This window comes from Vibrio sp. C8 (genome assembly GCF_054051265.1).
The window spans coordinates 190,098-201,897 of the sequence record NZ_JBPAOE010000049.1 but is presented as its reverse complement, the minus strand read 5'-3'; the positions used below and the strand labels follow the sequence as shown (position 1 = coordinate 201,897).

The window sequence follows — 11,800 nt, the reverse complement described above, 5'->3', positions numbered from 1 at the left end:
TCACTTTCATTTAGGAAATCAACATGACGCAGATCGTCAAAGTTAAAACCGGTTCAAAGTTTGAAGAGATGGGCAGCTATTCCAGAGCGGTTGCCATCGACAACTGGATTTATGTCTCCAACACAGCGGGGCGTAATCCCGAAACTCAGTTGATTAGCGACAGCGTAATTGAACAGACTGAGCAAGTGTTCAACAACATCGAAAGGGCACTCAAAGCTTTGGATAGCTCACTCAACGACGTAGTGATGTCGCGAGTGTTTATTCAGAACCCTGAAGATGTGTCGATTGTGATGGAACTCATCGGTGCTAAGTTCAGAGGGATAAACCCAGCAACAACGGTTACGTGCCCACCGCTTGGTTCAACTATTTACAAAGTTGAATTGGAACTCACAGCTTTTCGAGGCGCTTCAGGTTTAGAAACCAAACAAATCGTTATAGCGTAACGGAACATGGATGGGGCTTTGCCTCATCCTTTTAGGAATAAAGGATTATGACTAAAACCCTTGAGCGAATTCAGACTACCGATGTGGTGCCAAAATCGACCAGTGTGGTGATCATCGGTGGTGGAATTGTTGGTGTGAGTGCCGCACTGACATTAGCAGAAAGAAATATTCCGGTCGTGCTGCTTGAAAAAGGACATATAGCCGGAGAACAGTCTTCAAGAAACCTTGGTTGGATTCGTAAGACAAATCGACATTTTGATGATGTACCTTTGGCACTAGCGGCAGATAAACTTTGGGCTCAGATGTCACAAAGAGTCGGACGTGATGTTGGTTATAAACAAGCTGGCATCATGTTTTTATCCGATTCAGAAGAACAACTGTCAATGCATGAAAGCTGGTTGGAGTCGGTCAAGTCGTTGCAGCTGGATTCTCGTATGTTATCGCCTGCCCAAGTTGACTCTATGGTTCAAGGCGGTAAAGGAAAATGGTTGGGTGGTATTTACACTCCGTCAGACGGTCGTGCAGAACCGGCAATTGCAACCAGTGCAATGGCACAAGCTGCTGCGAACAAAGGGGCGACACTCATTCAAAACTGTGCGGTGAGAGGGCTTTCACGTTCAGCAGGCAAAGTGACAGGTGTAGTCACTGAACAAGGTGAGATTCGATGCGAACAAGTCCTGCTTGCAGGTGGATCTTGGTCACGTCGTTTCCTAGACAATGAAGGTATCTCGCTTCCAACACTGCCGTTGATCTGTTCGGTGATACGCACCAAACCAATGGAAGGTCCAACAGATATAGCCGTCGGAGCATCAAATTTCTCGTTCCGAAAACATCAAGACGGTGGATTCATCATTACTCAGCGGGGGGCTCTGGATGCGCCATTATGTCTGGACCACTTGTTGATTGGGCACCGATATTTGAGTCAGTTAAAACACCAGCGCAGTTACTTACGTATTTCACTTGGCAAATACTTCTTAAGCGATTTAACCCTCTCAAGGCGTTGGGCTAAAGATAGGCACTCTCCTTTTGAGAAAATTAGAACCATTGATCCTTTACACAACGGTGGATTAAATCAGGAGGCATTGACCAATTTACGTAAAGCATGGCCTGCTTTTGACAGTGCTCAAATTGAAGAGGCGTGGGCTGGGCAAATCGATGTAACACCAGACTCAAACCCTGTTATTGATCGGATAAAGGATATTCCGGGATTAACCATCGCGACCGGTTTTTCAGGGCATGGTTTTGGTACAGGACCTGCGGCAGGGCAGTTAGCCGCAGATTTAGTTAGTGGTATGAACCCAATCATAGATCCGTCACCGTACCGGTTTGACAGACTGTGATTGATACTTTGGTTTAAGTCATAAGACTCTATTTACAAAAGGAATTTGGATATGAGCGATACATCATACTTAAGCAAAATTGCGGTTGCTGAAGGGTCAGTAGCAAAATCCGCAGTCAAAAAAATGGGATTACCAACCATGATGGCAATTTGCATCGGGTTGGTTATTGTACAAGGTGCTATGATTTCCGCCACTCAAGGTATCGGTATTGGCGGAATGGCCTTCATCGCTGCGATGATTTGCGCATACATACTGGCGCAATTTAACGCAATGAGCTTTGCTGAACTGTCTCTAATGTTTCCTCAAGAAGGCACTTTGGCAACTTATACACAAAAAGCAATAGGGCATTTCCCTGCGATTGTGTCTGTCTTTTCAGGCTACGTGGTGGTGGCGATTCTGGCATTACCTGTTGAAATGTTCTTAGTCGATGCAATGCTCGCTGAGCTGCTACCGGGGTTATTTCCTGAAAAATTCGTACCGTTAGCCATATTACTTATTCTTAGTGTGACCAACCTGATAGGAGCCGATGTGTTTGCCAAAGTGCAAAATGTACTAGCATTTGTGTTGGTAAGCGCTTTGATTTTGATTGGTATGTTTGCGATTACGGGAATCAATGAACCTCATCCAGTACTGGTTGGTGATAGTGTCGACTGGAGCTTTGGTGGCGTATTGGATGGAAGTTTCGTTGGTCTAATTGCATTGGCTATGTGGCTGATGGTTGGCGTCGAGTTTATTTGCCCAATGATTAATGAGGTTGAAAACCCAACCAAGAATGTACCGCGAGCAATGCACTGGTCATTGACGATGATATTCGCCATTTTCCTCGCTTTCGCGTACGGTGCAACACTGTATTTGGACGCCGAAACGTTGGTCACGTCACCCATTCCTTACCTGGATTACGCAAACGGTGTGTTTGGTCAAAGCGGTTTGATGATTGCCACTGTCATGGCTCTGACGGCTACGTGCAGCACCATCAATACTATTCTGGCTTCAATCCCGAGAATGTTGCACGGTATGGCAATGCAAGGACAAGCGTTCCCGCAGCTTAAAGCGAAAAACCGTTACGATGTGCCGTGGGCTGGTGTGGTGATGATTGCAGCATGTACAGCGGTAGCCTTCATGCTTGTTGATATTGATTCACTGATTGTGTTAGTGATTGCTGCCACTACCAGTTGGCTATTGGCTTACATGGTGGCCCATATTGATGTGATTGTATTGCGTAAGAAACTGCCAAATCACAAGCGTCCATATAAAACTCCGTTTTTCCCAATCCCACAGATTCTCGGAATCGTTGCTATGGCTTATGTGGCTTTGCATAACTCGCCATCTGAGGAAATGACCCAAACGGTGTACAGCGTTGCGGGTGGTATTTTGTTACTTATTAGTATCATTGGTGCGCTTTGGGTGAAGTTTTACATGAAGCGTGGTTTGTTTACGCCTGATATGAGCTAGCCAACACACATGATGAATTGATTTGTTCTGTTGGACAATAAAACAAAGGCAGCATCTGCTGCCTTTGTTAACCGCTAACTGAATGAATAGCTGCGTACTTATTGCTTATCTTTTTCTTGTCGGTTTTCGTAGTATTCCCATTGTTCATATTTCTCGTCTTCAGAGAGCACACAATAGGTTACGCGCTTTTTATCTTCGCTAACCATTTCAAGATTCCCGCCTTGTTGTACACAATAGAGTGAAGCTGGGCTCGTGGTGGCTTCATATTCCTTCACATCATATTCATCCGGTTCACTTGATGAGCAACCAGCAAGCAGGGCGCTACTTATTAACGCTGAAATCACAATACTGTGTTTTATCATTGGGTTTCTCCATGGGCTTATTAGAACGTCATATGGAAATTGTAGAATATTTTTTTAAAAACCATTGTCTTAAGTTTGTTAAAAAAATCATGCTGTCTAAAATTAAGGAATAGTGCTTTCTTGAGTTGAGCATCAATAGTGGTGAAAGCATGAGGGGAAGAATGATGAGTATAAAAATTTAGGGGATTAACTAATGGCGGAGCACAAGTATCGGCTTGTCACCCGAAGTGACTTTGACGGATTGGTTTGCGCAGTGTTGCTCAAAAAACTTAACTTAATTGACGACATTAAGTTTGTGCATCCCAAAGATATGCAAGACGGCAAGATAGCGATAACAGAAAACGATATCACCACCAACTTACCTTATGTTGAAAACGCCTTTCTGATATTTGACCACCACCTTTCTGAAACCATTCGCAATACAGAACCCAGACTTAATCACATTATTGATCCAAATGCGCCTTCTGCGGCACGAGTGGTATGGGACTACTACGGTGGGTTGGATGTTTTTCCTGAAGCGTGGTTGGAAATGATGGATGCGGTGGACAAAGGCGATTCTGCACAGTTTACCCGTGATGAAGTTCTGGATTCTACGGGTTGGAACCTGCTTAACTTTTTGATGGATGCGAGAACTGGCTTGGGGCGGTTTCGCGATTTCAGAATTTCAAACTATAACCTGATGATGGATCTGATTGATTACTGCGGTAACCACACCATTGAGCAAATTCTCGATCTGCCTGATGTGAGAGAGCGGATAGAGTTGTATCGAGAGCATGAAAACAAGTTTAAAGAGCAAATTATGAAGTGCGGCACCGTATATAAGAATTTGGTGGTGCTAGATCTAACCGAAGAAGAGGTGATTTACGCTGGCAACCGTTTCATCATTTATGCCCTTTTCCCGCAGTGTAATATTTCAATTCATAAAATGTGGGGTTTCCAAAAGCAAAACATCGTGTTTGCCACAGGTAAATCCATTTTTGATCGCAGCTCAAAAACCAATGTGGGCGAGCTAATGCTTGAATATGGAGGCGGTGGTCACCACGCCGCGGGAACTTGTCAGATCGATGTTGATCTCGCACCGAAAGTTGAGCAAGAGTTAATTAAGCGAATTACCGCAGATGGTTGAAATCAAGGCTTGTTCCAGGTGACTTATGCCCCGTTTAACGGGGCTTTTTTATGTTAGAATTCGCGCCGAGAAATTTAAGGGAACAACCATGAGACATTTACAAACTGCCGTTCATCCTGATGTCGAACGTTTAAGCCAGTACACAGTGCTACAACGTAAAGCAACAAGAGCGATTGTGATTGATGGCGAAGATATCTTAATGCTGTATACGGAGCGATATCATGACTACACGCTTCCGGGGGGCGGCTTAGATGACGGGGAAGATGTGCTTGCAGGTTTGGTACGTGAGCTGGAGGAAGAAACTGGGGCGAAGAATATCCATTCCATTAAGCCTTACGGTATCTACGAGGAGTTTCGACCTTGGTACAAAAATGATTTTGATGTGATGCATATGATCTCGTATTGCTACACCTGCAAGATTGATCGTGAACTGGGCAATACCAAATTTGAAGATTACGAAATACGCAATGGCATGGAGCCTCGTTGGATTAATATTCACCAAGCGATAGCTCACAACGAAAAAACCATTCTAGAAAGCCCGAAAAAGGGTATGAGTATCGAGCGCGAAACCTATTTGCTGCGTTTGATTGCTCAAGAAATGCTCTGATATCTCTAAAGCGTGAGACATGAACATAAGAAACCGCTGAAATGTAGATTTGTTGCAACTTGCTGACGCTTTGGCGGTTTCGTTCTTTGGAAACTTCTCTATACTTATCCAAGTGACTGAATTATTAATAGTATCCTGCATTATCCAGATATGAGCTATGTAATATGGCGACGGGTAACTCAGTGTCATTTTGATAAATAGAAGGATTCGCGGAATGGGAAATGCCAAACCACTTGTTTTAGGGATTGTGCTTACTGCAATTAGCCACTTTGCTTTGGCGGACGTTATCGAAACCACTCGATTGGTTGGCTTTGGTGAAGCAAAGTATCCGCAAGACTTTACTCATTTTGATTACGTCAATCCTGATGCTCCCAAGTACGGAAAAATCACTTATGGACAGGTCGGTACTTACGATAATTTTAACCGTTATGCTTCACGTGGTGTGCCAGCTATATATACCGGTGAGCTTTATGACAGCCTAATGTATTCACCAACCGATGAAATTGACTCCTATTATCCCCTTATCACTGAAAAAGTGCGCTATTCCGATGACTACACCTGGCTTGAGTTAGACATTAATCCTAAAGCCCGTTTTCAGGATGGTGAGCCAATTACCGCAGCCGATGTTGAATTCACCTTCAACAAGTTCATGACTGAAGGCGTACCTCAGTACCGCGTCTATTACAAAGAGATCAAATCCGTTAAGGCGATAGCACCACTGACCGTGCGTATTGAAATGTCGGAACCCAATAGAGAAAAGTTGTTTAGCTTTGCTCAGGGAACTCGAGTGTTACCCGAACATTTCTGGAAAGACAAAAACTTCGCAGAGCCTTTAAATGAGCCGCCAGTAGGTAGCGGCCCATACAAAATCTCGGACTACAAAATGGGTCAGAGCGTGACGTATAAGCTGGATGACAACTACTGGGCTAAGGATCTCCCCGTCAATGTTGGGCGCAACAACTTCAAGCAAGTTCAATATGACTATTACCGAGATGATACGGTGATGCTGGAAGCGTTCAAGGCAGGTGAATTTGATTTACGTCAGGAAAGCCAAGCTAAATTCTGGGCGACATCTTACACTGGCGTTAACTTCGATAATGGCTTTATTAAGAAAGAAGAAATTGAGCACAATGCGCCCGCCAGTACGCAAGGTTTTGTGTTCAACACGCAAAGACCAGTATTCCAAGATGTGCGAGTTCGTGAAGCTCTGAACTATGCGATGGATTTTGAGTGGATGAACAAGAACATGTTCTATAGCCAATACTCTCGCACTCGCAGCTATTTCCAAAACACCGACTATGAAGCGAAAGGTTTACCCAGCGAAGACGAGTTGGCTATTCTCAACCCAGTTAAACAAGCGATTCCCCCAAGAGTCTTTACTGAAGAGTATCAACCTCCAGTGACGGACGGCAGTGGCCGTATCCGCACCCAAATGAGAACCGCATTTGCCTTGTTAAAAAGCGCAGGCTGGGAGCTGAAAGATAAAGTGATGGTGAACGCTAAAACTGGCGAACCAATGACTTTTGAACTGCTTATCTACAACCCGACCACTGAGCGTATCGCGATACCGTTGCAAAAAAATCTCAAACTTATGGGGATTGAGATGAAAATTCGCACCGTTGATAATACGCAATATATCAAGCGTCTGCGTGACCGCGATTTCGATATGGTCTCGTCATCTTATTTTGCTAACCCTTTCCCAAGTTCTAACCTGATGATTGTGTGGAACTCAAACTACATAGATTCAACCTACAATACTGCTGGAGTGATGGACCCTGTCATTGATGACCTTACGTTTCAGATTTCAAAAAATCAGGAACAACCGAAAAAGCTGTTAAGTTTGGGACGTGCGCTTGACCGAATTCTACAGTGGAACTTCTACATCATTCCTCAGTGGCATTCGAGCCTTTATCGTGTGGCGATGTGGGATAAGTTTGAGCGACCAAGTGTGATGCCAAAATACGATTTAGGTTTAGATACTTGGTGGATCTCGAAAGAGAAAGCCGAAAAATTGCCTCAAAAACGTCGATAAGAGGTTATATGGCTGCCTATATTTTTCGTCGCCTGTTGCTGGTTATCCCCACATTATGGGCAATCATCACTATCAACTTTTTTATCATCCAAATTGCACCGGGTGGCCCTGTAGAGCAAGCTATCGCTCAGCTAGAAGGACAAACATCCGGTGTCATGGAGCGCTTTTCTGGTGGTGGTCAGGAAGTTGATTTGTCGAGTGCAGATAACAGTAATGGCAGCGGATACAAAGGTTCTCGCGGCTTAGACCCTGAGGTGGTAGAAGCGATAAAACGTCAGTTTGGGTTTGATAAACCTTTACATGTGCGTTACTTCGATATGCTGAAGAACTACGTCACGTTTAACTTTGGTGAAAGCCTGTTCCGTGGCGGTAACGTGATTGATTTGATTGTCGATCGTCTGCCTGTCTCCATATCTCTGGGATTATGGAGTACCTTAATCATCTACCTGATTTCCATCCCGTTAGGAATTATGAAGGCGATACATCATGGTTCTCGCTTTGATATTTGGTCGAGCGCGCTAGTGATTGTCGGCTACGCCATTCCCGGATTTCTGTTTGCTATCATTCTGATCATCTTGTTCGCCAGTGGTAACTACTTTAGTTGGTTCCCTTTGCGCGGACTGGTATCGGATAACTTCGACAGTCTCACTTGGTACCAACAGGTCATCGACTATTTCTGGCATTTGGCATTGCCAACCTGCGCTATGGTGATTGGTGGATTCGCAACATTGAGCATGTTAACCAAGAACTCGTTTCTGGATGAGATCAACAAACAGTATGTCGTAACCGCTCGTGCAAAAGGGCTGGATGAGGGCAGTATTCTGTATAAGCATGTGTTCCGTAATGCCATGCTGATCATCATTGCTGGTTTCCCAAGCGCTTTTATCAGTATTTTCTTTACGGGCTCTATGTTGATTGAAGTGATGTTTTCGCTGGAAGGGATTGGCTTATTAGGTTTCGAATCTACCATTCAAAGGGATTATCCGGTGGTGTTTAGTTCACTGTATATCATGACTTTGCTTGGGCTATTGCTCGGTATTATTTCGGATTTAACTTATACATGGGTTGATCCGCGCATTGATTTTGAGGCGCGCTGATTGTGGTAGTAAAAAATGGGGCGCTACGAAAAAACGCAACAGCAAATCCACTTACCGTCGCGCGTTGGCAGAGATTTAAAGCCAATCGCCGCGGTTTCTGGTCACTGTGGTTGTTTTCACTTTTGTTTATTGTCAGCCTATTTGCGGAAGTGATTGCGAGCGACAAGCCACTGTTTATTTCTTACGATAATCAGTGGTTCTTCCCTGTGTCTAATGCTTATGCTGAGACACGTTTCGGCGGCGAGTTTGAAACTGAAGCAGACTATACCGACCCGTATGTCATCGAGTTGATTGAAGAGAAAGGTTATATCATTTGGCCTGTCATCCGCTTTAGTTACGACACGATTAACTTCAATATTCAAGGTTCGGTGCCATCTGCTCCTGATGCTGTGAACTGGTTAGGCACGGATGACAAAGGAAGAGACGTACTTGCTCGCATCATTTATGGTTTTCGCATTTCCGTTTTGTTTGGATTTGTATTAACGGTTGTCTCTTCGTTCGTTGGTGTGGTTGTTGGTGCAACGCAGGGATATTACGGCGGCTGGTTAGATTTGCTAGGGCAGCGCTTTATTGAAGTGTGGTCTGGTTTGCCAACACTGTTTTTGCTCATCATTTTATCCAGCTTTGTGGAACCGAATTTCTGGTGGTTACTGGGGATCATGGTGCTGTTTAGCTGGATGAGTTTGGTTGGTGTTGTTCGTGCGGAGTTTTTGCGTTGCAGAAATTTCGATTATGTTCGCGCGGCGCAAGCGATGGGAGTGAGTGACTCGCGTATTATGCTGCGTCATATGTTGCCAAACGCTATGGTGGCTTCGCTGACTATGATGCCGTTTATTCTTTCTGGCTCAGTAACGACATTAACTTCTTTAGATTTCTTAGGTTTTGGCCTTCCAGCGGGTTCGCCTTCTCTCGGTGAGTTACTTGCGCAGGGCAAAGCTAACCTACAAGCTCCTTGGCTCGGTATTTCTGCGTTTGTCGTGCTTTCGATGATGCTGACTTTACTTGTTTTTATTGGCGAAGCTGTGCGTGACGCCTTCGATCCAAATATGCAAAGGAGAGGATAGATGAGCGAACATTCGTTAAAAATCGAAAGCCTGCTTAAAATCGAAAACCTCTCTGTGGGTTTTGGTCGTGGTGAGTCTATCGAGAAAGTCACGGAGCAAGTTTCTTTCTCCATCAACAAAGGTGAAACACTGGCGCTGGTGGGAGAGAGTGGCTCCGGGAAATCGGTCACTGCCAATGCAATATTAAAGTTATTACCGAAGGGTTCTGCTCACTATCTTGAGGGTAATATCCAGTTTTCAGGCTTAGATACGCTTAGCTGTTCTGAACGACAACTGAGAGGCATTCGTGGTGGGCGCATTGGTATGATATTCCAAGAGCCTATGGTCTCGTTGAATCCTCTGCATAAGATTGGCAAGCAGTTGGTGGAAACACTGGCGATTCACCGTGGCGTGAGGCAGAAAAAAGCCGAAGAGCAGGCAATTGGCTGGTTAGCGAAAGTCGGTATTCGTCATCCCGAACAAAAGATCAATGCTTACCCTCACGAGCTTTCTGGAGGTGAGCGGCAAAGAGTAATGATAGCGATGGCGTTGATTAACGAGCCCGAGTTATTAATTGCTGATGAGCCAACCACTGCACTTGATGTCTCTGTACAGGCGCAGATTCTCGACTTGCTGAAAGCGTTACAACAAGAGCTGGGAATGGCAATGCTGTTCATTACTCATGACTTAAGTATTGTCAGACGGATTGCTGATCGTGTTGCGGTTATGCAGCACGGCAAGCTGGTGGAAATCGAAGCGTGTAAAACGCTTTTCTCCGCACCAAAACATCCATATACCAAGTTGCTAATCGAATCCGATCCACGCGGTGTTCCCGTTAACGCCGACATAAACAGTCCAAGTTTGCTGACCACTGAGCAGTTAAAAGTGTGGTTCCCGATTAGAGGCGGTCTGTTAAGAAAAACCATTGCCCATGTCAAAGCGGTCACTGATATGAAGTTTGACCTGAAAAAAGGGCATTCGATTGGCTTGGTGGGCGAAAGTGGCTCGGGGAAATCAACCACAGGGATGGCGATATTAAAGCTCGTGGAATCCGAAGGTTCTATTCGCTACCAAGGAAACGAGCTGCAAGGGCTAGACAGAAAAAGCATGCTGCCTTACCGCAGTCGAATGCAGGTGGTTTTCCAAGACCCCTTTTCGGCGTTAAATCCTCGTATGTCTGTCGCTCAAGTCATTGGCGAAGGTTTGCGAGTGCATTTTGAACATGATGAGGAAACCATCGATCAGCTTATTTGTGAAGTAATGAAAGAGGTCGATCTCGACCCTGAAACTCGCCATCGTTACCCAAACGAGTTTTCCGGCGGACAAAGGCAACGCATTGCTATCGCCAGGGCACTAGTGTTAAAGCCTGAGTTTATATTGCTTGATGAGCCGACTTCTTCGCTAGATCGGACGGTACAGGCACAGGTGTTGGATTTGCTCAAATCCCTTCAAGAGAAGTATGGCTTAACCTATTTGTTTATCAGTCACGACCTCAACGTAGTGAAGTCTCTATGTCATTACACCATTGTAATGAAGCAAGGAAAAATCGTAGAGCAGGGTGAAACCCAAGCTTTGTTTAATAAGCCTTCACATCCATATACTCAGGAGCTGGTGAACCTGTCTACGTTTTGATTCTTGGTCAGGCTTTGATCAACATAAGCAAAGTGGTCAAAGCCATCTCTAAATCGTCATTGCGCTTGGCTTTTCCGAGCACCCGCATGCCTTGCATCTGTGTTAGGACAAGTTGAGCCAAGCCGCGTGGATCATGAGATGCGCGCAGCTTGTTCTGGCGTTGTGCGTTGCTAATCGCTCTTGAAATTATCTCTATCAAATGGTCAAACAGAAAATGGCCTTTCTGTAATACGGTGTCATCGGTTCCTGCATGTTCCACAAGGGCGTTTTGCATAAAACAACCACGGTTGTTCAGCCTTTGCATTTGTGCAAATTGCTTAAGAAATTGTTCCAGCTCTTCAAGTGAAGCATCTTGGTTTTCCAATGACGACAGCGTGGGAATAGAAACACTTGATAGGTACTTCTCCAACGCTTCGTAATACAAGTTTCTCTTATCACCGAAAGAGTTATAGAGGCTAAACCGGTTGATTTGTAATGAATCAATCAGGTCAGAGATCGCAGTGTTGGCATAGCCTTTTTGCCAGAATAGCTCCATCGCTTGAACAAGCTTTTCATCTCTATCAAAGTTACTTTTTCTCGCCATATCGCTGGCCTCATCTGCAATAATTAATTCTTGACTGATCGTTTAGAAAACGAATAAAGTATAACCTAAACGATCGGTTAGTT

The 11,800-nt window shown here is 44.7% G+C and carries 11 protein-coding genes; 9 read left to right on the top strand and 2 right to left on the bottom strand.

Annotated elements, in window-relative coordinates:
• Window positions 1–23 precede the first annotated feature (23 nt).
• From ACRQQK_RS17500 to ACRQQK_RS17490, 3 genes are read left to right on the top strand one after another with little or no spacing between them, the layout of a single operon-like run.
• Window positions 24–443 (top strand): RidA family protein, encoded by a 420-nt coding sequence (locus tag ACRQQK_RS17500; protein WP_457513521.1) that lies wholly within the window; start codon window positions 24–26, stop codon window positions 441–443.
• 47 nt (window positions 444–490) lie between these two features.
• Complete coding sequence (locus tag ACRQQK_RS17495) at window positions 491–1,783, top strand: NAD(P)/FAD-dependent oxidoreductase (RefSeq protein WP_457513520.1); 1,293 nt, start codon at window positions 491–493, stop codon at window positions 1,781–1,783.
• A 51-nt stretch (window positions 1,784–1,834) separates the two neighbouring features.
• The gene (locus tag ACRQQK_RS17490; protein ID WP_457513518.1) at window positions 1,835–3,235 is read left to right on the top strand and encodes an APC family permease; all 1,401 of its coding nucleotides are present in this window, start codon (window positions 1,835–1,837) and stop codon (window positions 3,233–3,235) included.
• Window positions 3,236–3,333: 98 nt separating this feature from the next.
• Here the strand turns inward: ACRQQK_RS17490 and ACRQQK_RS17485 are convergent, their stop codons facing one another.
• The gene (locus ACRQQK_RS17485) at window positions 3,334–3,594 is read right to left on the bottom strand and encodes a putative hemolysin (RefSeq protein WP_457513572.1); all 261 of its coding nucleotides are present in this window, start codon (window positions 3,592–3,594) and stop codon (window positions 3,334–3,336) included.
• A 196-nt stretch (window positions 3,595–3,790) separates the two neighbouring features.
• Between ACRQQK_RS17485 and ACRQQK_RS17480 the strand changes: the two genes are divergently transcribed.
• From ACRQQK_RS17480 to ACRQQK_RS17455, 6 genes are all read left to right on the top strand, one after another.
• Entirely contained in the window at window positions 3,791–4,723 is a 933-nt protein-coding gene (locus ACRQQK_RS17480; RefSeq protein ID WP_457513516.1) for an exopolyphosphatase, read from the top strand.
• Window positions 4,724–4,811: 88 nt separating this feature from the next.
• Window positions 4,812–5,330: an NUDIX hydrolase gene (locus ACRQQK_RS17475; RefSeq protein ID WP_042483205.1), complete on the top strand. Its 519-nt coding sequence runs from the start codon at window positions 4,812–4,814 to the stop codon at window positions 5,328–5,330.
• A 214-nt stretch (window positions 5,331–5,544) separates the two neighbouring features.
• Window positions 5,545–7,362, top strand: coding sequence for an extracellular solute-binding protein (locus tag ACRQQK_RS17470; RefSeq protein WP_457513514.1), 1,818 nt, complete (start codon window positions 5,545–5,547; stop codon window positions 7,360–7,362).
• An 8-nt stretch (window positions 7,363–7,370) separates the two neighbouring features.
• Window positions 7,371–8,459, top strand: coding sequence for a microcin C ABC transporter permease YejB (locus ACRQQK_RS17465; RefSeq protein ID WP_102955462.1), 1,089 nt, complete (start codon window positions 7,371–7,373; stop codon window positions 8,457–8,459).
• Window positions 8,460–8,461: 2 nt separating this feature from the next.
• Complete coding sequence (locus ACRQQK_RS17460; RefSeq protein ID WP_457513512.1) at window positions 8,462–9,523, top strand: ABC transporter permease; 1,062 nt, start codon at window positions 8,462–8,464, stop codon at window positions 9,521–9,523.
• Complete coding sequence (locus tag ACRQQK_RS17455; protein ID WP_457513510.1) at window positions 9,524–11,134, top strand: ABC transporter ATP-binding protein; 1,611 nt, start codon at window positions 9,524–9,526, stop codon at window positions 11,132–11,134. It abuts the gene before it with no gap.
• 7 nt (window positions 11,135–11,141) lie between these two features.
• On the opposite strand, the gene ACRQQK_RS17450 is transcribed toward ACRQQK_RS17455, so the two are convergent.
• Window positions 11,142–11,717, bottom strand: a complete 576-nt coding sequence (locus tag ACRQQK_RS17450; protein WP_457513508.1) for a TetR/AcrR family transcriptional regulator — start codon at window positions 11,715–11,717, stop codon at window positions 11,142–11,144.
• Window positions 11,718–11,800 lie beyond the last annotated feature (83 nt).